Annotated in this window: 21 protein-coding genes; 11 read left to right on the top strand and 10 right to left on the bottom strand. The window is 63.5% G+C overall.

Going from position 1 to position 21380, the window contains the following annotated elements:
• Positions 1–127 precede the first annotated feature (127 nt).
• Both AB4Y34_RS26290 and AB4Y34_RS26285 read left to right on the top strand, forming a co-directional pair.
• Complete coding sequence (locus AB4Y34_RS26290; protein WP_176368831.1) at positions 128–1306, top strand: porin; 1179 nt, start codon at positions 128–130, stop codon at positions 1304–1306.
• A 426-nt stretch (positions 1307–1732) separates the two neighbouring features.
• Positions 1733–2704 (top strand): peptidoglycan DD-metalloendopeptidase family protein, encoded by a 972-nt coding sequence (locus AB4Y34_RS26285; RefSeq protein ID WP_368717675.1) that lies wholly within the window; start codon positions 1733–1735, stop codon positions 2702–2704.
• Positions 2705–2955: 251 nt separating this feature from the next.
• On the opposite strand, the gene AB4Y34_RS26280 is transcribed toward AB4Y34_RS26285, so the two are convergent.
• The gene (locus AB4Y34_RS26280) at positions 2956–3354 is read right to left on the bottom strand and encodes a hypothetical protein (RefSeq protein ID WP_176384589.1); all 399 of its coding nucleotides are present in this window, start codon (positions 3352–3354) and stop codon (positions 2956–2958) included.
• A gap of 350 nt (positions 3355–3704) precedes the next feature.
• Between AB4Y34_RS26280 and AB4Y34_RS26275 the strand changes: the two genes are divergently transcribed.
• The 3 genes from AB4Y34_RS26275 to AB4Y34_RS26265 are packed head-to-tail and all read left to right on the top strand — an operon-like array spanning position 3705 to position 7736.
• Positions 3705–4160, top strand: coding sequence for a (2Fe-2S)-binding protein (locus AB4Y34_RS26275; protein WP_176384588.1), 456 nt, complete (start codon positions 3705–3707; stop codon positions 4158–4160).
• 1 nt (position 4161) lies between these two features.
• On the top strand, positions 4162–6414 hold the full coding sequence (locus AB4Y34_RS26270; protein WP_368717674.1) for a molybdopterin cofactor-binding domain-containing protein: 2253 nt from the start codon (positions 4162–4164) through the stop codon (positions 6412–6414).
• Positions 6415–6431: 17 nt separating this feature from the next.
• Positions 6432–7736, top strand: a complete 1305-nt coding sequence (locus AB4Y34_RS26265) for a cytochrome c (RefSeq protein ID WP_368717673.1) — start codon at positions 6432–6434, stop codon at positions 7734–7736.
• 83 nt (positions 7737–7819) lie between these two features.
• On the opposite strand, the gene AB4Y34_RS26260 is transcribed toward AB4Y34_RS26265, so the two are convergent.
• The 3 genes from AB4Y34_RS26260 to AB4Y34_RS26250 all read right to left on the bottom strand — a co-directional run bounded on the left by AB4Y34_RS26260 (position 7820) and on the right by AB4Y34_RS26250 (position 10364).
• Positions 7820–8821, bottom strand: a complete 1002-nt coding sequence (locus tag AB4Y34_RS26260) for a DnaJ C-terminal domain-containing protein (RefSeq protein WP_368717672.1) — start codon at positions 8819–8821, stop codon at positions 7820–7822.
• A 565-nt stretch (positions 8822–9386) separates the two neighbouring features.
• Entirely contained in the window at positions 9387–9989 is a 603-nt protein-coding gene (locus tag AB4Y34_RS26255; protein ID WP_368717671.1) for a zinc-binding dehydrogenase, read from the bottom strand.
• Positions 9990–10004: 15 nt separating this feature from the next.
• Complete coding sequence (locus tag AB4Y34_RS26250) at positions 10005–10364, bottom strand: alcohol dehydrogenase catalytic domain-containing protein (RefSeq protein ID WP_368717670.1); 360 nt, start codon at positions 10362–10364, stop codon at positions 10005–10007.
• A 212-nt stretch (positions 10365–10576) separates the two neighbouring features.
• Between AB4Y34_RS26250 and AB4Y34_RS26245 the strand changes: the two genes are divergently transcribed.
• Positions 10577–11488: a LysR family transcriptional regulator gene (locus AB4Y34_RS26245; protein WP_368717669.1), complete on the top strand. Its 912-nt coding sequence runs from the start codon at positions 10577–10579 to the stop codon at positions 11486–11488.
• Between the two features lie 81 nt (positions 11489–11569).
• Here AB4Y34_RS26245 and AB4Y34_RS26240 read toward each other — a convergent pair whose 3' ends face one another.
• Complete coding sequence (locus AB4Y34_RS26240; protein ID WP_368717668.1) at positions 11570–12481, bottom strand: LysR family transcriptional regulator; 912 nt, start codon at positions 12479–12481, stop codon at positions 11570–11572.
• A 65-nt stretch (positions 12482–12546) separates the two neighbouring features.
• Positions 12547–13053: a nuclear transport factor 2 family protein gene (locus AB4Y34_RS26235; protein ID WP_368717667.1), complete on the bottom strand. Its 507-nt coding sequence runs from the start codon at positions 13051–13053 to the stop codon at positions 12547–12549.
• A gap of 257 nt (positions 13054–13310) precedes the next feature.
• Here AB4Y34_RS26235 and AB4Y34_RS26230 point away from each other — a divergent pair, with 257 nt between their 5' ends.
• From AB4Y34_RS26230 to AB4Y34_RS26210, 5 genes are read left to right on the top strand one after another with little or no spacing between them, the layout of a single operon-like run.
• Positions 13311–13580 carry an aldehyde dehydrogenase family protein gene (locus AB4Y34_RS26230; RefSeq protein WP_368717666.1) on the top strand — a complete coding sequence of 90 codons (270 nt, stop codon included), beginning with the start codon at positions 13311–13313 and terminating at the stop codon, positions 13578–13580.
• Positions 13577–14215, top strand: coding sequence for an NADPH-dependent F420 reductase (locus AB4Y34_RS26225; protein WP_368717665.1), 639 nt, complete (start codon positions 13577–13579; stop codon positions 14213–14215). The genes AB4Y34_RS26230 and AB4Y34_RS26225 overlap by 4 nt, the downstream gene beginning before the upstream one ends.
• 44 nt (positions 14216–14259) lie before the next feature.
• Entirely contained in the window at positions 14260–15519 is a 1260-nt protein-coding gene (locus AB4Y34_RS26220) for a hypothetical protein (RefSeq protein ID WP_368717664.1), read from the top strand.
• 25 nt (positions 15520–15544) lie between these two features.
• On the top strand, positions 15545–16864 hold the full coding sequence (locus AB4Y34_RS26215) for a hypothetical protein (RefSeq protein WP_368717663.1): 1320 nt from the start codon (positions 15545–15547) through the stop codon (positions 16862–16864).
• Positions 16865–16904: 40 nt separating this feature from the next.
• The gene (locus AB4Y34_RS26210) at positions 16905–18026 is read left to right on the top strand and encodes a hypothetical protein (RefSeq protein WP_368717662.1); all 1122 of its coding nucleotides are present in this window, start codon (positions 16905–16907) and stop codon (positions 18024–18026) included.
• Positions 18027–18071: 45 nt separating this feature from the next.
• On the opposite strand, the gene AB4Y34_RS26205 is transcribed toward AB4Y34_RS26210, so the two are convergent.
• The 4 genes from AB4Y34_RS26205 to AB4Y34_RS26190 all read right to left on the bottom strand — a co-directional run.
• Positions 18072–18728 (bottom strand): amino acid ABC transporter permease, encoded by a 657-nt coding sequence (locus AB4Y34_RS26205; RefSeq protein ID WP_176384570.1) that lies wholly within the window; start codon positions 18726–18728, stop codon positions 18072–18074.
• Between the two features lie 2 nt (positions 18729–18730).
• Positions 18731–19498 (bottom strand): amino acid ABC transporter permease, encoded by a 768-nt coding sequence (locus tag AB4Y34_RS26200; RefSeq protein ID WP_368717661.1) that lies wholly within the window; start codon positions 19496–19498, stop codon positions 18731–18733.
• Between the two features lie 61 nt (positions 19499–19559).
• Positions 19560–20372, bottom strand: a complete 813-nt coding sequence (locus tag AB4Y34_RS26195; protein WP_176123209.1) for a transporter substrate-binding domain-containing protein — start codon at positions 20370–20372, stop codon at positions 19560–19562.
• 62 nt (positions 20373–20434) lie between these two features.
• On the bottom strand, positions 20435–21380 hold a 946-nt coding region (locus tag AB4Y34_RS26190), incomplete at its 5' end, for an ABC transporter ATP-binding protein (protein WP_368717660.1).

Raw genomic sequence — 21380 nt, 5'->3', positions numbered from 1 at the left:
GATTTCTGGAAAGCGCAGCCATTGGAGCAGTCCTCAGAACTGCTGGGAAAGTGATGAGAATAAAAAGCAAAGAGAACAAAGCGGCCGGATCGAGTTGTCCTATCACTCGAGGTGCAGGGAGATCATCATGAACAAGCAAGTGTTCGCGCTGGCTGTCTCCGTTGCTGCGTCTTCCGTTCTTGCCGTGCCTGCCGTCGCGCAGACTAGCGTCACGCTGTATGGCGTGATCGACGAAGGCATCAACTACACGAACAATGTCGGCCACGGCCATGTTTATGAACTCGCCAGCGGCCTTGCACAGGGGAGCCGCTGGGGCCTGAAGGGCGCCGAGGATCTGGGGGGCGGACTGAAGGCGATCTTCCAGCTCGAGAATGGTTTCGATCTGAATTCCGGGCGGCTCGGGCAGGGCGGCCGCCTGTTCGGCCGCCAGGCTTTCGTCGGACTCAGCTCGCAGGCGTACGGCACCCTAACGTTTGGCCGACAATACGATTCGGTCGTCGATTATCTGGCGCAGACCACGGCCAACGGCAATTGGGGCGGTCAGCTGTTCTCGCATCCGTACGACAACGACAACACCGACAACACGTTCCGCCTGAACAACACCGTCAAGTACACGAGCCCGTCGATCTCGGGCTTCCAGTTCGGCGGCACGTACAGCTTCAGCAACGACACGAGCTTCGCCAACAATCGCGCGTACAGTTTCGGCGGCCAGTACACATATGGCGGGCTGCTGGTCGCGGCGGCCTATCTGCAGGCCAACAATCCTGGCGGCAGTGCGAACGGCGCGGTCGCCACGAACGACGCCGGCTTCGTCGCGACGCGCATGCGCGTGTTCGGCGGCGGCATCACCTATACGTTCGGACCGGCGACGGCGGGCTTCGTCTACAGCAACTCGAACTATCTGGAGCCGACCGCAAACGGTTATCTCGGCATCGAGCCGTTAGTGCCGCTCGTGCCCGTCACGCCGCCGGGCGTGCTACTGAACTCGCTCAAGTATCAGAACTTCGAGATCAACGGCAAGTACCAGATTTCGCCGGTGCTGTTCGTCGGCGCGCAGTACGTGTACACGATGGAAACCTACGACGCATCGAACGGCGGCGTGAAGCCGCGCATCCACACGTTCGGGCTGATGGCCGACTACAACCTGTCCAAGCGCACCGACCTCTATCTGCAGGGCGCCTATCAACAGGTCGCCGGCGATTCCACGCTGTCGATCCTCGACTTCGCATTCATCCCCGGCACGCAGTCGCCGTCGTCGACGTCGAAGCAGGTCGTCGTGCGCGCGGCGATCCGGCATAAGTTCTAGTTCGCTGCTCGTCGAACGCGGATCGGCCAGCCTTCGAATTTCGAAGGCTGGCTTTTTGTGCTCTCCGCCTCGACCGATGACTATTCAAGTTTCCCCCTCATCTGCCGATAAGCCGAAGGTCAACGAGTCTGAACGCGCCGCGGCGAAGCGGCGATGTGTGCGTCGTTGATGTGCCCAAATACGTGCCGTCGTAACGCGGAAATACGGCTCGTAACGTCTGTATCAGAGTGTGTGGCGCGGCGCGTTTTTATTAAACGGCACTTTAGAATTCCGCCAGAAATTTGATCGGCAAGCAGGCACGGGGTGAGCGCCCTTCGAGGCAGCTTCGCCGTGTCGTCGGGAAGGCCGCGCGGCCGAAGCTCGCGCGCCTTGTCAGCGGCATCGGCGTATCCGGCTTGCGCATCTATACAGCAGGAGTCGGACAGAATGAGAAAGCGTTTCGACAGAACGATCTTGGCCGGTCTCGCCGGCGCATGGGTCGCGCTGGCTGTCAGCGGTTGCGCGAACGTCGGGCAGCCGAACGCGCAGAACGATGTGGCAAACAGCACCAACGCAGCGTCCGGCGTGCTGGCGGCGAATGCGACGGGAGCCGCGTCTGGCGATGCGGCGGCAGCCGCGCCGCTGTCGATCGATGCCAGCGATAACACGTCGCTGAAAAAGTCGCCGCCGCTCTTGTATCGGGTCAGGCGCGGCGACACGCTCGCGCGGGTCGCGCAGCGTCACCACATCAGCGTCAAGCAATTGCAGGCATGGAACGGGCTGAAGGCGTCGGCGCGGCTGAAGCCGGGGCAGGTGCTGCACGTCGCGTCGCCGGAGACGGTGCGCGCGGTGAAGGCGGCCAATGCGGCGGCCGCCGCGAAGGCGGCGGCGCGATCCGCGGCGCCGAGTGATTCACAAGCGACAGCGCCAACGTATTCAGAAGCGACAGCGCCAACGTCGGCACAGGCTTCGACACAGTCCGCCGCACCCGCTCCGGATGCCGCGGAAGTCCGCCAGGTCACGCGGGAAACCCGCCGGCATGCGAGCAGCGTGACGCTCGCATGGCCTGCCGCGGGCAGCGTCGTCGAAGCGTTTCAGCCGGGCGAAACACGCGGCATCGAGATCGGCGGTAAAGCGGGCGATCCGGTGCGAGCCGCCGCCGACGGCAAGGTGATGTACGCGGGCACCGGACTGAACAGCTACGGCAGCCTGATCATCGTCGAACACAACAAGGATTTTCTGACCGCGTATTCGCACAACCGCAAGCTGCTGGTGAAGATTGGCGACATCGTCCGCAAGGGGCAGCAGATCGCGGAGATGGGCGACGAGAACAACTCGCGTGTGTCGGTCGGGTTCGAAGTGCGGCACGACGGCAAGCCGGTCGATCCGCTGCGTTACCTGCCGCAGGGGCGCAGTTGAGCTTCGGCGTTCCCGCAAAAGCTCACCTTGAATTTATTCAGCTAACCCAGGTAATCTGCTCGGCCGCGCCTTCCAGGCGGTCGATAAATCGTTGCCAAAGTACCTTCACGTCAGAGCATTTCGCTCAATTTACGCAAAAGTACCGGCCATCGACGATGCCGCACCGACGTGCGGCCGCTTATCAACGGTGAGGAAATGCAGGAGCCGGCGAGCTGCGCACGCGCCGCCGCCGTGCTCCGCGCGAATCGCCGTTAGGTCGTTTGCACGCTGCGCAGCAAACGCGATACCTCGCCGTGGTAATGCAGGATCGCCGGATCGGCCTGCAACAGGGGCAGATAACGCGGCAGGAAGTGGTTGTTCGGTTGCTCGGGCGAGAACAGTCCGATCACGGCCTCGGCCGTCGCGAGACGGTCGCCAGCCTCGGCCTCCGCGTCGTCGAGAGTCTCATCGACGCTCGCGATCACCGTTGAAAGCGGTGTCAGCCAGCGAAACCCCGAACCGTTGATCAGCACCTGCAGGAATGCCGCCGGCGTCACCGGGCCGAACTCCTTTTCGTATACGGCGCGTTCGTGATCGAGAATCGCCTTGTGCAGCGCAAGCAATGGTCGGCGAACATCCGTGAGGAATTGAATGCATTGCGGGTCGTTCATCGGCGGCTCCAGCGGCTGAGGTGACACGACGGAATCGCGCGTCGCAACACCACTCGGTGCGATGCAGCGGGTCGCGCGACGGATCGATCCATCGATGGTAACGCATCGCCCCAGTCGGTACATGCGATCCACCCCGCATAGCATGCGAGGTGCCGCCTGGCACCGCCAAAGCGCACTTCTTTCGACACGACTACAATCGGCCGGTTTTCTGTCGACACCCGCTCGATCACAGGCCGCTTTTCATCGCGGATTAGCGCGACATGCCGAACAAAACCGCGCATGTTCGCGCTCTGGTGCGGTGTCGCGATCTAAACCGCGTGACCACGACAACATCCCCACCGGAGCCGCTCATGACAACGCTCAATATCAACGGCGAAACCCATACCGTCGATGCCCCGCCCGACATGCCCCTGCTGTGGGTGCTGCGCGATCTCGTCGGGCTGACCGGCACCAAGTTCGGCTGCGGCATCGCGCAATGCGGCGCATGCACCGTGCATCTCGATGGCGTCGCGGTGCGTTCGTGCGTGTTCCCGGCGGCGGCGGTCGGCGACCGCAAGATCGTCACGATCGAAGCGGTCGGCGCCACCCCCACGGGCCAGAAAGTGCAGCAGGCCTGGCGTGAACTCGACGTCGTGCAGTGCGGCTACTGTCAGTCCGGGCAGGTGATGTCGGCGGCGTCGCTGCTGGCGCACAATCCCAATCCGAGCGACGCGGACATCGACGCCGCGATGGCGGGCAACATCTGCCGCTGCGGCACCTATCACCGCGTGCGCGCGGCGATCAAGCAAGCTGCGAAGGGGGCCTGACATGTCCCAGGGATTGCTCGATGCGCAGAACGGCGCGCAGCCGACCGACACCAACACGCGGCATACGCACGGCATCTCGCGGCGCACGTTCCTCAAATTCGGCGCGACGGTCGGCGCCGCGGCTGGCGGCGGTCTGCTGCTCGGCTTCAGCATGCCGGCCGCGAGCCAGGATCAGAAGGCGGGCAAGAGCGTGATCGGCGGCGATGCGAACGAGGCGCCGCAAAGCGGCGTGTTCGCGCCGAACGCGTTCATCCAGATCGACACCGCCGGCAAGGTCACGCTCGTGATACCGAAGGTCGAGATGGGTCAGGGCGTCTATACGTCGATTCCGATGCTGATCGCCGAAGAACTCGAAGTCCCACTCGACTCGGTCACCCTCGATCACGCGCCGCCCAACGAAAAGCTCTTCATGGACCCGCTGCTCGGCGGGCAGTTGACCGGCGGCTCGACGTCGATCCGCTTCGCGTGGGAGCCGATGCGCCGCGCCGGCGCGACTGCGCGCGTGATGCTGATCAACGCGGCCGCGCAGCAGTGGCAGGTCGATCCGGCCAGTTGCCATGCGCAAGGCGGGCAGGTGGTCCACGCGGCCAGCAATCGCAGCGCGAGCTATGGTCAGCTCGCGCAGGCGGCGTCGGCGCTGCCCGCGCCGCAGAACGTGGCGTTGAAAGACCCGAAGGATTTCAAGCTGATCGGCACGCCGGCGAAGCGTCTCGATTCGCCGGAGAAAGTCGACGGCACCGCGCAGTTCGGCCTCGACGTGCGCTTGCCCGGCATGGTCTACGCGGCGATCGCGAACTGCCCGGTGTTCGGCGGCACGCTCGCGAGCGTCGACGCTGCGCATGCGAAGCAGATTCCCGGCGTGCGCGAAGTCATCAAGCTCGACAACGCGGTCGCGGTGATCGGTGACCATACCTGGGCCGCGAAGCGCGGTTTGCAGGCGCTCGATATCAAGTGGAACGAAGGCGCGGGCGCGCAGGTATCGATGAAGCGCATCGTCGACGATCTCGCGGCGGCCTCGCAACACGGCGGCGCGGTGGCGCGCAAGGACGGCGACGTCGGCCGCGCGTTCGGCGATGCGAAGTCGCGCGTCGACGCGGTCTACCAGCAGCCGTTCCTCGCGCACGCGACGATGGAGCCGGTCAACGCCACGGTCCACGTGCGCGGCGACGCGTGCGAAATCTGGCTCGGCTCGCAGGTGCCGACGCGCGTCGTCGATGCGGCGGCCGCGGTCACGGGCTTGCCTGCCGACAAGATCATCGTGCACAACCATCTGCTCGGCGGCGGCTTCGGGCGGCGGCTCGAAACCGACATGGTCACGCAGGCCGTGAAGGTCGGCAAGCAGGTGTCGGCGCCGGTCAAGGTGCTGTGGACGCGCGAGGAAGACATCCAGCACGACATGTACCGGCCGTACTACTACGACACGATCTCGGCCGGGCTCGACGCGAATGGCAAACCGATCGCGTGGCAGCATCGCATTGCCGGTTCGTCGATCATGGCGCGCTTTGCGCCACCCGCGTTCAAGAACGGGCTCGATCCCGACGCGGTGGAAGTCGCCGCCGATCTGCCCTACGACCTGCCGAACCAGCTGGTCGATTACGTGCGCGTGGAACCGCACGCGGTGCCCACCGCGTTCTGGCGCGGCGTCGGGCCGACGCGCGGCACGTTCGTCGTCGAGAGCTTCATCGACGAGCTCGCCGCGCACGCGAAGATCGATCCGGTGCAGTACCGGCGCAATCTGCTCGGCAAATCGCCGCGCGCGCTGAACGTGCTGAACGTGGCCGCGCAGGCCGGCAACTGGGGCAGCGCGCTGCCGAAGGGGCAAGGGCGCGGCGTCTCGGTGATGCACGCGTTCGGCAGCTTCTTCGCGATCGTCGTCGAGGTCGCGGTCGAGCAGGGCGAGGTGACGGTCAAGCGCGTAAACTGCGCGGTCGATTGCGGGATGTACGTGAATCCGAACACGATCGAGGCGCAGGTGCAGGGCGGCATCATCTTCGGCATCACGGCGGCGCTGTACAGCGAGATCACGATCAAGGACGGCCGCGTCGAGCAGAACAACTTCACCGACTACCGGATTTTGCGCATCAACGAGACACCGCCGATCGACGTGCATCTCGTGAAGAGCGGCGAGGCGCCCGGCGGCATCGGCGAACCCGGCACCGCGGCGCTCGCCCCCGCGCTGACCAATGCGATCTATGCGGCGACCGGCACGCGGCTGCGGCAATTGCCGGTTGGCCGTCAACTGCACAGCGCGTAACGCGCAAGGAGCCCGACATGAAAAACATGCTGAAGGGTCTTGGCGCGGCGCTGTGCGTCGCCTTGCCGATTCTCGCGCAAGCGCCTGCTGATGCCGCGACTCCGGCGGGTGCCGGCGCAGCCGATCAAGCGCTCGTGCAACGCGGCGCCTATCTCGCTCAACTCGGCGACTGCGCGGCTTGCCACACCGCGCCGAAAGGCAAGCCGTTTGCCGGCGGTCTGCCGATGAACACGCCGATGGGCCGCATCTACGTGACCAACATCACGCCCGATGCGCAGACCGGCATCGGCGGCTACACGGAAGCGGACTTCGCGCGAGCGCTGCGCGAGGGTGTCGCGAAAGACGGGCACAACCTGTATCCGGCGATGCCGTACCCGTCCTACGCGAAGGTCAACGACGACGACGTGAAGGCGCTGTACGCGTTCTTCATGCACGGCGTCGCACCGGTGCAGCAGGCGAATCGGGAGTCCGACATCAAGTGGCCGCTGAACATGCGCTGGCCGCTGATGTTCTGGAACATGGCGTTTCTGCAGAAGGGCGCGTATCGCGACAAGCCGGGCAAGGACGTCGCGTGGAATCGGGGCGCGTATCTGGTGCAAGGGCTCGGACATTGCGGGTCGTGTCACACGCCGCGCGGCGTTGCGTTCCAGGAAAGCGCGCTCGACGAAAGCGGCAGCGCGTTCGTGAGCGGCGCGCTGCTCGACGGCTGGTTCGCGTCGAACCTGACCGGCGAGCACAACAGCGGGCTCGGCCGCTGGAGCGACGAGGATCTGCGCACATTCCTGAAGACCGGCGCGAATCGCCATGCGTCGGCGTTCGGCGCGATGACGAGCGTGATCAACAACAGCACGCAAGCGCTGAGCGACCAGGACATCGCGGCGATGTCGGCGTATCTGAAGTCGCTGCCGCCGGTCGGCGGCAACGGCGCGCCGGCCTATACGTACGATCCGCAGGCGACGAAGGTGTCGCTCGATCGCCCCGCGAACGATGCCGGCGCGCGCGTCTATACCGCGTTTTGCATGCATTGCCACGGTGTCGACGGACGCGGCTTCGCGCCGATGCTCGCGCCGCTCGCCGGCAATCCGAACGTGCTTGCGAAGGACGCATCGTCGCTGATCAACGTGACGCTGAACGGCACCGGCGACCTCGTGATCAACGGCGTGCCGTCGCCGTTCCCGATGCCCGGCTTCGCTGCGGTGCTCGACGATAAGCAGATCGCCGACGTGCTGAGCTTCGTGCGCGCGGGCTGGAACAACGGCGCGCCGGCGGTTGGGGCGGCGGAGGTGGCGAAGTTGCGGCAGTCGACTCAGGCGGGACGGTGATCGAGAGGTGAGTGCGGCGGAACGGAGCGCAAAAGTGGCAACCCATGCAGCGCAGGGTTGCCAGTTTGCTCGAGAGCACGGCTTTATGATTTGTGTTGCGAGAGTGCTGGAACTGCATGCATTGCTCGACGCTCCGCATCCTCAAACATCTCACGTAGCGTTTGTCGCTCGTTGTCGCTCAGATGTGACGCAGCGGACGGCATCGCGAGAACCAGATGTAACGTCAAGTCCCCGCGCGAGCCGCTATGGTTCGTGAGTCCATGCCCAGGCAAGCGGATCTTGGTGCCCGCGTTCGCATTCGGTGGAATCTCCAGCTGGAGGGTGTGGCCGAGGATCTGTGCGGCGAAGTTGCCGCCGAGCGTGGCCGTCACGAAATCAACATGGATATCGCACGCGAGATTCAGCCCGTTGCGACGGAAGGCCGTATCGCACACGATCACGACCGAGAAGATGGCGTCGCCCGGCGGACCACCATTCGTCCCGGGATGGCCACTGCCTTCAACGACAAGACGCTGGCCATCCCAGGCGCCCTGCGGAACCTTCACCACCTCGGATTTCCGGTAGGTCCTGCTACCCATGCCGAGACATGTCGGGCACGTCTCACTGCTTGGCGGGCGCCCGGTGCCGTCGCAGTCGGGGCAGCGCGAGCTGGCGGCCGACAGGCCGCTGCCGTGGCAGCTCATGCACGGAGAGCCCCTTTCCTGACATTGCTGACACGGACCCTTCACAGGGTAGCTCGCTTCGATCTCGCCGCCATAGATAGCGGCTTCGAGCGGCACGAAGAGTTCGATCAGGCAGTTCGCGCCACGCATCGGCGGCGCCTTATGGCGCGCGCGAGAGCGAGCTTCCTTGTCGTGATCCTGAGCCGACGTCCCCATCGAGCTTCGCACGGGCGAGCTGCGCTCACCGGTCAGGATTTCAAATGCTTCCTGAATGCGCTTGAACACCGGCTCGACCATCGATTCGCGCCCCTTGTTGCGGTCCGGATGGTACTGAGCTCTTAGCCGCCGGTATGCGCGCTTGATGTCTGACGGTGACGCATTGCACGGCAGGTTCAGCCGTCTGTAATATTCATCGACGCTCACACACTGCTCCGTCGTTCTTTTAGAAGGCGTAACTCTATCAAGACAAAGCGAAACGGCTGTCAGTTGACCTCGAAACTTCCAATGGAGATCATCGGCGTGGCAGTGGGTTGCCGATGCCGGATGAGTTTCGTTGCGCAGGGGAGACGGCAGGGCGTCGGAAAGCAGTGGGCGAGGGCATGTATATGTGGCTCAGGACGACCCGGAACTGCCCTTCAAGCATGCACAAAATCAACGGCAGCTTCCGGGTGCAACGGCCCTTCGGGTTCATTTCGGAAATTCCGCTTTGCGGTCGCCGTGACGACTCCGGCTAGCCGGGTTGCGGCCAGCTCGACGTTCATCTAGCCGCCAAAAAATAGCGGCGTTTCATGTCGACACACCGCACAAGGAAATTAGGGAATTGTGCGGCGCGTTGCACTCTGGGCCAGGTCGGCCGCGTGGCCATTAGTGAAGGTGCTTCGGAGGCCACCGCGGGCGCGGTTTCCTTCTGGCCAGCTATTGTCGGTGTGCATCGCGAAACGTGAGATGGGGGCTTCCATCGGTCGGTGCAATCGCCTGGAGGCCGCCTTCATGGCAGCACGACGATCTTCCCTCCAGCCTTGTTCTCTTCCATGCACCGGTGTGCTTCCACGATTTCGTCGAGCCGGAAAACCTTCCCAACGGGGACGCGAAGTGTTCCGGCCTTCACCTGCGCCAATAATTCGTCATACGGCGTCGCCATGAATTCATTGACTCCGCCGTCGTAAATGGTGAGTCTCACCGTGCTCGGTATCACTTCCATCGGACTGAAGGTATCGAACGACCACTGGTTGCCAACAATGCCAGTCATGCACACCACGCCGCCTTGTTTTGCACAGCGCAACGAGTCCTTCAGCGTCGTGGTTCCGATGAGTTCCAGCACTTTATCCACGCCGCCGGGCGACACTTCGCCGATCTCCTGCGCGATTGCGCCCGAGTCTATTACGACACGGTCGGCGCCGTTCGCACGCAGCGCGTCACCTTTCTGCGGATTGCGGGTCGTCGAAATCACAAACGCACCGTGCGCTTTGGCAATTGCCGCGGCGGCAAGTCCAACCGATGTCGTTCCGCCCCGAATCAGCAGCCGGTCCCGCTCTTGCAGCGCGAGGGCCTTGAACAGCGAGCCCCACGCGGTCTGAAGCATTTCCGGCATTGCGCCGAGCGTTTCCTAGGCCAAGCCAGTGACCAGTTTTTGCACCTGCCGGGCAGGTACGCAGGTGTACTCCGCATAGCTGCCGTCGAACTCACGCCCCAAGCCTCCCATCGCGGTGGCAACCGTATCGCCCTTGGCGAACTCCATTCCCGGTGCGTCTTCCACGATGCCGACCGCCTCGATTCCCAGCACGCGCGGAAACTTCACGCTCTGGGAAAATCCCTGGCGCGTAAACATTTCGGACCGGTTGAGTCCGAACGCCTTCACGCGGATCAGCACCTCGCCGCGCTGCGGCGTCGGTATGGGACGTTGTTCGAGTCTGAGCACCTCAGGACCACCCGGCTCGTGGATCACTGCTGCTTTCATGGTCGTCATCGACGCCTCCTTTGCGGCTCGCGAGTGTCTATTCGAAACCATAGACGAGCCGCGATTTTCCGGTAGACGGAAAAGCAGAAAATTGTTTTCCAGCTCCGGGAAGGTCGTCGTGCCATGACATGTCACGTGCGCGCTCGTACTCTGGGTTGGCGCCCGTTCTTGCGACGCCGCTGACGATTGGCGCACAATGGTTTTCCAATGATGGAAAAGCGATGGCGAACCTCAGCTCGCTGGTGATATTCGCAAAGGTGGTCGAATCGGGCAGCTTTTCCGGGGCGGCACGCCGGCTTGGCATGCCGGTCTCTACGGTCAGCCGGCACATCGCAGAGTTCGAGAAGGCACTGGGCGTTCGGCTCCTGGAGCGCTCCACGCGTAATCTCTTCCTCACCGACCTCGGCAAGGAGGTGTATGAGCAAGCCGTGCGAGGCGCCGAGCTGGGTGAGGCCATCGACAGAGTCGCTTCCAGCCATCTCTCGGACGTGTCAGGGCTCTTGCGCCTTTCGGCGCCGCCGAGCGTTTCGGACACCTTGCTGACGCCGCTCGTCTTGGAATTCCAGAAGCGCTATCCGAACGTGCGTTTTCAGATTCTCGTTACCGAGCGCTATGTCGAACATATCGCGGACGGCGTCGACCTTGTGTTCCGGGTTGGTGCATTGCGCGATTCGTCGCTGGTCGCGCGGCGCCTTCTGGCCTATCGGCATCGCATCGTGGCAACGCCCGCCTGCCTTAAGCGCTGCGGGGCGATCCGAAAGCCGCAGGATCTGCTTGAGCATCGCCTCCTTGCGTTTTCGCACTGGAAGGCGGATTGCAGCTGGTGCTTCGTGCACGAGAATGGAAGGGAAAAGCAGACGCTCACGTTCCAGCCGTTATTCGCGATGAACGATTTTGCCGGCCTCGCTTCCATGTTGCTGGCGGGTGCCGGCATCGGTGAACTGCCCCCTGTAGTCCGGCCCGATCTTGTCCGCGAGGGCAAGCTGGTGGAGGTGATGCCGCAGTGGCGACTCCCGACATACGACCTCTCACTCGTGTACTTGGGCAACCGGCACATTTCGAAACCGTGCAGGCTCTTCAAGGAATTCGCGATTGAAATGGCACCCCTGTTGTTTCCGGATTTTCCGGAGTAAAGCGCGGAACATTCGAGCTCCTGACGGACGGACTTCGAATGGTTGAAACGGGGTTCGGTGGTATCGCCTGTTTTCGCCTTTTCAGGACGGTAAGGTGCCAAAGAGCCCAGGCACCATCTTCGACGCAAAGTCCCTGAAGATGCGGACCTGCCGGGGCAGATAGCGGTCGCGCAGGTTGGCGATGGTCAGATCGAACACCGGCAGATGCCAGTCCGGCAAGACCTCGACGAGCTGCCCGCTGCGCACGAGGTCTGGCTGGACGATGGGCGGCAGTTCCCCAATGCCGCAGCCCTCGAGCAGCGCCACAATGAGCCCGGAGTAATCGTTCATGGCAATTGTCGGCTGGAAGGAAACCGTTTCGGTATCCCGGCCGTTGACATGAACGAAGCTCCAGCAATAGTCCGGCTTCCAGAAAGAGAACGCGAAAAGCCTGTGCGCGGGAAGGTCCAGCGGCGATTCCGGAGGCGGGCATCTGGCGAGGTACTTTGGACTTGCAACGAGCTGATGCCGGTAGGTCAGAAGCGTGCGCGCTGCGAGCGTCGCGTCGGTGCAGGTTCCGACCTTGAACGCGATATCGACGTCCTCGGCTATCTGGTCGACGATGCGTTCGGTAATGAATGCCTTGACCTCCACGTTCGGGTAAGACTGATGAAAGGCTCCGACGACAGGTACGATCAGCGAATCGGAGAGGTTTGGCGGCGCACAGAGCCGTACGGCGCCGGACACCTCGGGCAGGCGGTTCGAAATGACATTGTCGACGGCTTCGCTGACCTCGGTGGCCTGTCTCGCGAGCTCGAATACTTCGGTGCCGAAGTCTGTGAGCCTCAGGTGATGCGTGGATCGATCGAGCAAACGAACACCCAGCTGATTTTCGAGTTCGGCAATACGGCGGCTCACTGAGGAAATGGGCATCTTCAGCCGCCTCGCGCCCTCCGAGAAACTGCTCGCCTCGACAACCTTCGCAAAAATCAGCAGCGTATTCAGATCTTTCATTACCGTTACGCTCCGTCCGCCCCGCACCTTGCTGACGATCTGCGGCCTCAATCGTCTGACGCAGATTACCGCCGCAACCGGGCGGCAGCAAGGCAGCCGTCCGCCCGTGGCGACTGCAGCACGACTCGCTCGCCGTTCGGATCGCCTTGAAAACTCCAGCTTCCTCCGCTATGGAACGACCCGCCTGTCGCGAACGTGTCCTCCATGAACTGGAGATACGTGCAGCGGCCATGTTCGACCTTGGCGAATACTGCGAACGGCGTTGTCACGATCTTTGAGAATACCCTCGATCGGTACGTGAAACGGCCGAACATGGCGGCGTATTCGTCGGTGCCGAACAGCGCCTCCGGCTCGAAAGATTGAATCTCCCAGTAACGGCCGACATCCACAAAGGTCTTCACGATGCTCTCGGGACCGCGATACGTACCGGTCCACGGCATGATCCGTTTCAGAACGGGATTCTCGTAGTTGAGCGAAACATAGGTCACGTCAGGTGTGACGAGCGCACGGACGCGCTCGATATCGGTTGGCTTCTCGAGTATCGAGGACAGCACTTCGGTTGGCGCGAGCATGGGCTTCTTCGTCCCCATCAGGGGCACAAGTTCGAGCATACACACGCGGCCTCTCGCGTGAGCTTTCCAGAAATGGAAATCCGATTTCCGCGATGTCCGTTAGCGGTCAGCCGAACGGTTGGCTACCATCCAGAACACATTGCGTGTCACGAGTGTTTGAGCAGTAGCTCTTAACGAAACGGGAAACCGGACGGGAGTGTGATATGGCTTTCAATTTGCGAGGTCGGCCTGGCTTCACCGCGCAGACGAACACGCGAATGTGCGAGGTGTTCTGCGAAGTCGCTAGTCTGCCTGCGGGCGTCGTCAACGATGGGCCGCTCGCGCGGGGCGCCTTCTATCGTTCGGCACTTCTGGAGATCAACGACCATTCCCTGTCGATCGCACAGACGGAAGTGTTCGGGTCGGTCCTCGTCGTACAGGCTTTCGACAGCGAAGACGAATGCAAAGCGTCACTGACTACATCATCCGCCGCGATGCACCGTTGCGGTTACGCAGGCGGGAAACAGAAAGGAGCGCAACTGTCATGAGCACGGCAATTATCGGCCTTGGAAACATAGGTTCCCGGCTGGCGAAGAATCTGGTAACTGGCGGCGAGACGATCATCGTCGCGGCAAGGACGCCGGATAAGGCAGAGGAGGTGGCCCGGGACCTCGGCCGCCATGCCGAAGCGTCGAGAGTCGAGGATGCAATTGCCAAGGCGGACGTCATTGTGCTGGCGATCCAGTTCGACGCAATCAGGCAATTTCTCGTCACCCATCGTGAGGCGCTGGCGGGGAAGATCATCGTGGACCCGTCAAACCCGATCGCCCCGGACGGTAAGGGCGGATACAGGAAGATCATTCCTGACGAGCAATCTTCTGGCGTGTTGATTTCCGGGCTGCTCCCGGATCGGGCGCGTCTCGTCAAGGCGTTCGGCACGCTGGGCGCCGAATCGCTGGAAGCCGGCGCAAATCGGTCGCCGGAGCGTGCCGTGCTGTTCTATGCCGCGGACGATGCGCAAGCCGGCGACGTCGTGGCAAGACTCATTACGGTCAGCGGTTTTTCACCCGTGCGCGTGGGCGACATCGACCAGTCGATCCGGATCGAGGTTGGCGGCGATCTGCACGAGTATGGAAAGCTTGGCAAGCTGGTCAGCGCCAAAGAGGCCGTAGCGCTCGTCTAAGCGGCCTGCGCACCGTGCATCAGATCATGGAGGAACGACTCACCATGAACACCGAAACGCGCACCGTCTCCACGCTCGCCGAATTGCAGACGGCAGTCGACGACGACCAGGTTCTGTATATCGTCGTTTCAGCGCAGATCGATGGGGTCGCAGCCCTTCGCCTGCGGCCCGGTCTGGCTCTGACCGGCATCGACGCACATGCCGCCCTGCGCTTCGCGCCCGGCAGCGACGGGCTCCAGCTTTCGGCCGACAATCGGGTCGAAGGCTTGCGGGTTGCCACGGACCCCGATCGGCGCGCCATTTTCAACGACACGCGTGTCGACGGATTCGGTCGGCTCGTGCTGCGCCATTTGAGTGTTGCGGGCGTCGTGCAACTGCTGGCCCGCGACAGCGTGGCTGGCGGCCATGTCGAAGCACACGATATCGACATTTGGGCCGCGGACGCCCGTGGCTATGAAGAGCGCCCGAAGGGATACGGCGTCGAAGTCGTTCCTGGCGTCTTCACGCTCTGGAATCAGAGCGAAGACCGCGGCGTGGTCATCACGGCGGACCTCACCGGGCTTTCGGCGGGCCGTGCCGGTGCGCCGGTCCGCGGCAGCGGCATCTTCGTTGGTGGCGCCGGAGAGACGGGCGGGCGTGTCGTGGCGAATCGCCTGGAGACAGGCGCCGTCCACAGCGATGGCGGCATCGCGCCCGGGACGCCGGATCGCATCACCGGCGGCGTGTTCGTCGTGTCGGGCGCATTCGTTGCCAGTGTGCACAATCACGGCCCGGTGACGACCTACGGTTCGAATGACATGGTGCTCGACAACTGGGGAACCGTCGATCGCTGGATCGTCGACGGGAAGGTCACGTCCCACGGGCCGAGCGGCATCGGCTTCGTCAATTTCGGCTCCCTCGAGCGGCTCGAAGTCAACGCGTTGATCGAGACGTTCGGGCAGGGATCGCGCGGCTTCAATGTCTACACGGGCACCGTGCGGTCGGCGCAATTCGAGCGCGTCGTCACGCATGCTGATGGCGCAGTGGGCATTCAGATCAGCCAGCCTGTCGGCGAAATCACCGTCCGCCGGGGCATCGAGACGTGGGGGGGTACGGGCGACTCACTGGTCAAAGGCGTCGTTGTCCGGCTTGCAGCGACGGCGCTCAGCATCAAGCCCGGAGGATCGGCGCGCAAGATCGCAATCGCCGGCGGCCTGATCACGCATGGCGAAGGCGTCAATCCGCTGGAACTGCATGGCGCGATCGATGCGCTTGAGGTCAGCGGTGGATTGACGGCTGCCGGTGGCGGATTCGCCACCATCTAGCATCGAACGACAACCAGGGAACGCAATGGACCACACGACAAAATCCGGTATGGCGGAAGAGGCTCGTGCGCGGCGCGAATTTCTGCGTGCGGGCTCGACCTCGGCACTCATGCTTGCCTTGTCCCGCCCGGCGCTGGCCGGGGGCGAAAAGGCCAGGGCCGACGTGGAGAGGGGCGGCTTGCCGCGGCCGGGCGGACCGCTTCGGTCTGCGGGAGCCCTCGAGTTCGGGCCCGACAATGTCCTCTTCGTCGGCGATATCACGGGTGCGGCCGTCCATGCGTTCGCACTGAAGGATTCGGACGTGACCTCACAGCTCGACGTGGAGATGGGAAATTTTCACAACTTCGAAGGCCGCGATCTGGTTTTGGGCGTAGATCAGAAGCTCGCTGCGCTCTTCGGCACGACGGTCGGAAATATTGTCATCAACGATATGGCGATCCATCAGCCGTCGCGACAGATCTTCATGTCGGTCGAGCGCGGCAGCGGACCAGGTGCCATGGCTGCGATTGTGAAGGTCAATCACGGCAAGCTCGAGTTGCTCGAACTGGACGGTATTGCGCACTCGAAAATGGCAATTCCAAACGAGCCGGACCAGAGGGCGATGCTGGAGTTCGAGCCCCAGCAGGTCTATGCGATCACGGACGTCAAGTACTACAACGGCGAGGTTTTCGTCACAGGGATCTCGAATCAGCGCTTTGCATCGACGCTCTATCGCATCCCGTACCCGTTCAGTTCCCGCCTGTCGACGAGCACCGTAGAAATCTGGCACCCGACGCACGGGGAGTTCGAAACGCGCGCCCCGATCGTGCGGCAACTGATCCGGGAGATGGATGGAAAACCATACCTGTTTGCCGTGTATGGTTGCACGCCGCTCGTTCGCTTCCAACTGGAAGAGTTGAAGGATGGCGCCCATGTGCGGGGGGACACGATCGGCGAGCTGGGCTATGGGTCGAATCCGCTGGATATGCTGACTTATACGGATCCGACAGACCATAAGGATTACTTGCTGGTCACCATCGATGTACGCAGCGCGTCGCGTATCGAGGCTGCGGAGTTGACGACCGCGAAACCCGGGCCGACCGGTGGTCCCATCGACTTTGGGCCGGGCGGCCTCGGGCGCACGCAGCGCGATCTGCCAATCCGGGCGGAACATATCGCGATTCTCGATCCACGGTGGGCAGTCGTCATCTGGCGGCATCCGAAGACGTCCTGGCGACTGGACATCGGCACGCTGATGGTTCCGTACTTCTTCGACCGCAGATTGGGAATGGCGGAAATGAACTGGCCGAATGGCCCCGATCCGTTCCACTACCGCGAACATCGCAACGAGATCGACCACGCGTAGCGGTGGGCAGATCACGCAACGAGACTGGGTAAGGATGCCAATGACACTTCAGCCAACACTGCGGGTCGACCACGAGACACAGCGGAGCGGGGCGGCTTGCGTCGGCGTGTACAACCTCGATGCGGATCTCATTGAGTTTCTCGTCGAACGCCAGGGAACGGCCCGCCAGCTGCAATCCGTGCTGCGTGTGAACGTCATCGATGCTGCCATGCGCGGCGGCGACGAACTTCCCGATGTGGCCGGCCGCTATCAGCTTCTGGAGGCCGGGGTGCGATTCGTTCCGCGATTTCCGTTCGAACCGGGCGTTCGCTATCGGGCAAGCTTCGATCCGCGGCCGCTCGGCCGGGTCGGGTATGCGGACGTGCTGACACTCGAATTCTCGCTACCGAACCCATTGGGGGTCGACCCGGCTTCGGTGACGGGTGTCTTTCCATCCGCCGATGTGCTGCCGGAAAACCTGCTTCGCTTCTACGTTTGCTTTTCCAGCCCGATGCGGCGTGGCGGTGCCGAGGCGCAGATCAGTCTCATCGGCCCCGATGGACGGCCTGCGCGCGACGTGCTCTATCGGCCTGCGGTGGAGCTCTGGGACAGGAGCATGCGATGCCTGACGGTTCTGCTGGATCCGGGCAGGCTGAAACGCTGGGTAGGTCCCAATCGGGAACTGGGTCCGCCGCTGAGGTTGGGGCAACGCTACGCGTTGGCCATCGGCTCGGCAATGGTCGACTCATCCGGTCGTCCGCTTCGGCAGAATTTCTACAAGCATTTCGTTGTCGCTCAGGCGGTCCGGGAGCCCGTTGCGCTCGCGGATTGGACGCTTCTACCTCCTGCGGCGCAGAGTTATCAACCTCTGGAGATGGTGTTTCCCAGGCCGCTGGATTGGGCGTTGCTGCGGCGCGCGATTATGGTCGTGGGCGACGACGGACTTCCGGTAGCAGGGCGCGTGGCGATCGAAAAGGGCGAAAGACGCTGGACCTTTACGCCGGATTCGCCCTGGACGGCGACGCGGCCAGCCATTCGCGTCGCGCCGTACCTTGAGGACGTCTGCGGCAACAATCTGTTCGAGGCGTTTGACGGGCCGCTCCGAGCGCACCGCGAATTGACCGTGGAACGCACCAACCACAGGATTCGCTTTGAACTCACACGAGCAGCGAATTCAGCGTAACGAGCGTGGCGGCAACCCTTGGCCTTCGGCGGCTAGTCGTTCACCTCACCGATGCTGCCCGACCTTCTGCCGCTTCTCCAGCACGCGCGCATACCAGGTCAGCGGAAAACACATCGCGAAGTAAATCATCGCGACCATGCCGTAAATCGGAAACGGCCGGAACGCGGCATTCGTGATCATCGTGCCGGTCTTCGTCAGTTCGATGAAGCCGATGATCGACGCAAGCGCGGTGCTCTTCACCACCTGCACGAGAAAACCGACGGTCGGCGCGACCGCGATCTTCAGTGCCTGCGGCCACACGATATAGCGCAACTGCTGGCCGAACGTCATGCCGAGGCTCGCGCCCGCCGCCCACTGACCGCGCGGCACCGCTTCGACGCATCCGCGCCAGATGTCGACCAGATAAGCGCTCGTATAGAGCGTCAACGTGACGGCCGCGGCGGCCCACGGCGACACGTCGATGCCGATGAGCGGCAAGCCGAAGAACGCGAGAAAGAGCTGCATCAAGAGCGGCGTGCCTTGAAACACCTCGACGTACAGCACGACGCTGCGGCGCAGCCATGCGATCGGTGACACGCGCATCGCGAGCAGCACGAGCCCGACGACCCCGCCGCCGACGAACGCGATCAGCGACAGCAGCACCGTCCAGCGCGCGGCGAGCAGCAGATTGCGGGCGATATCCCACAGCGTGAATTCGACCATGATCAGCGCTCCGTCGGCAGGGTACGCGCGCCGCGCCACATCAGGCGGCCGCGCCAGTTGCGCGGCGAGCCGTCGTTGCCGCTGCTGCTGCTGTTGGCGCCACGCGCGGCGCGGCCCGCGAACAGCCCGCGGCCGAAGCGGTTCAACAACTGCCGCAACACGATCGACATCAGCAGATAGGTCGCCGTGATGATCACGTAGCTCTCGAACGAACGGAAGTTGCGCGACTGGATGAAGTTCGCCGCATAGGTCAGGTCGGGCACCGAGATCTGCGACACGACGGCCGAGCCGAGCATCACGATCAGCACCTGGCCGAGCAGCGCGGGAAACACGTTGGCGAGCGCCTGCGGCAGCACGACGTAACGAAACACCTGGCGTCCATGCAGGCCGAGCGCCTCGGCGGCCTGCACCTGGCCGCGCGAAATCGAATCGATGCCGGCGCGCACGATCTCGGTTGCGTACGCGCCGAGATTGACGCTCATCGCCAGAATCGCGGCCTGGATCTCGTCGATATGAATGCCAAGGCTCGGCAGGCCGAAGAACACGAAGAACAACTGCACGAGAAACGGCGTGTTGCGGATCAGTTCGACGTAGCTCGCGACCAGCCAGCGCGCCCACTTCGGCCCGGCCGCCGCGATGCTCGCGCCGGCAATCCCGACGAGCCCGCCCGCCAGGGTCGACACGGCCGTGAGACCGAGCGTCACGGCGGCGCCGCGCGCGAGCATCCCCGCATAGAGGCCGAAGCCGCTGAAATCGAATGCGTAAGTCATGGCCTCGTGCCCATCGTAGGATCAGTTTGCGGCGCGGACTTCACAGCACCGCGCCACGGGTTCAGAGATCGGCTGGCAGCGGCGCGCGCAGCCACTTCTGCGAGATCGCGTTCATCGTGCCGTCCTTGCGGGCCTTGGCAATCGTTTCGTCGACCTTCGCCTTCAGGCGCGGCTCGTTCTTGTTCAGACCGACGTGATCGGGCGAGCTGAACAGCGCGAACTTCTGCTCCGGATCGTTTGCCGGATGCCGCGCGAGAATCGTCGCGCCGACGTCGTTGCCGACCACCATCAACTGTACCTGACCAGAAAGAAACGCCGAAATTGCGCCGTTCGGATCGTCGAAACGTTTGATGTTCGCCGACGGCGGCGCGATCTTCGTGACGCTCAGGTCTTCGAGCGTGCCGCGCGCGACCGAGATCGACTTGCCGCCGAGATCGGCGGCGTTCTTCACCGGCAGCGACTTCGGGCCGAACACCGCGAGGTAGTACGGCGCGTACGGTTGCGAGAAATCGATCACCTTTTCGCGCTCCGGCGTCTGGCCGACCGACAGCAGCATGTCGGCCTTGCGATCGGCGAGGAAGGCCATGCGGTTGTCGCCGGTCACCGGTACCAGTTCGACCTTCGCGTTGAGCGCCTTGCCGATCAGATTGGCGACGTCGATGTCGTAGCCGACCGGCTTCATGTCCGCACCGATCGAGCCGAACGGCGGATAGTCCTCGAACACGCCGATGCGCACGGTGCCGGACTTCGCGATGTCGTCGAGCGCGTCGGCATGCGCGGCCGATGGCAGCGCGCCGAGCGCGGTGATTGCGAGCGTCGCGGCGAGGGTCGCGAACACGCGGCGGGTCGATTGGAGAGCGGGGCGCTGGTTCATCATCTGGTCCTCTGTCGTCATGCGGTTTTATCAAAGCGAAGCGTGTGGGATGGGTTCGGGAATCAGGCGGTGCGCGCTGCGATCAGCTTACAGGCGTGCGGCGGCAGCTCGGCGAGCACCGGCATGCCGAGCGCGAGCCCGGGCGTTTCGCGCGGCGTGGTCGCGGCGGTCAGCGTGAAGCCCGCGCAATCGATCGTCGCTTCGAGCGAGGCGCCGACGTCGCGAATGAATGTGACGGTGCCGGGCAGCCGGTTCGCGTCCGGTGTCTCCGTGGCCGCCTTCACGCAGATGTCCTCGGGGCGGATCAACAGGCGGATCGCGTCGCCGCTCGCAACCGGCTGCCGCGCATCGGCGAGCGGCGCGCCCGGGTTCGGCGTCACCGCGATGCGCCGTCCGCCCGGCAGGCTCACGACGCCCGCGCCGTCGTACCGCACCGGCAGGATATTGCCGAGCCCGATGAAGTCGGCGACGAACTCGCTGACGGGATCGCGGTAGATGTCGAGCGGCTTGCCGACCTGCGCGATGCGGCCTTTCTCCATCACGACGATCTCGTCGGCCATCGTCATCGCTTCGCGCTGGTCGTGCGTGACCATGATCGTCGTGATGCCGAGGCGTTGCTGCAGCAAGCGGATTTCGACCTGCATCGCTTCGCGCAGCTTGGCGTCGAGCGCGGACAGCGGTTCGTCGAGCAGCAGCAGTTGAGGCTCCGAAGCGATCGCGCGCGCGATCGCGACGCGCTGACGCTGTCCGCCCGACAACTGCGTGACCGGCCGGTTCGCCATGTGCGGCAGTTGGATCAGGTCGAGCAGTTCGGCGACACGGCGCGTTTGCTTCTCTCTTGCGACCTTGCGCAGCTTCAGCGGATACGCGACGTTCTGCGCGACCGTCATGTGCGGAAACAGCGCGAGCGACTGGAACACCATGCCGAAGTCGCGCCGGTTGGCCGGCAGCCACGTGATGTCGCGGCCGGCGAAATGGATGCTGCCCGAGCTCGGCGTTTCGAGCCCG

This window comes from Paraburkholderia sp. BR10954 (genome assembly GCF_040965775.1).
In the GTDB taxonomy this organism is placed as follows: domain Bacteria; phylum Pseudomonadota; class Gammaproteobacteria; order Burkholderiales; family Burkholderiaceae; genus Paraburkholderia; species Paraburkholderia youngii.
The sequence above is the reverse complement of the archived record's forward strand: the minus strand, read 5'-3'. Positions and strand labels throughout refer to the sequence as shown.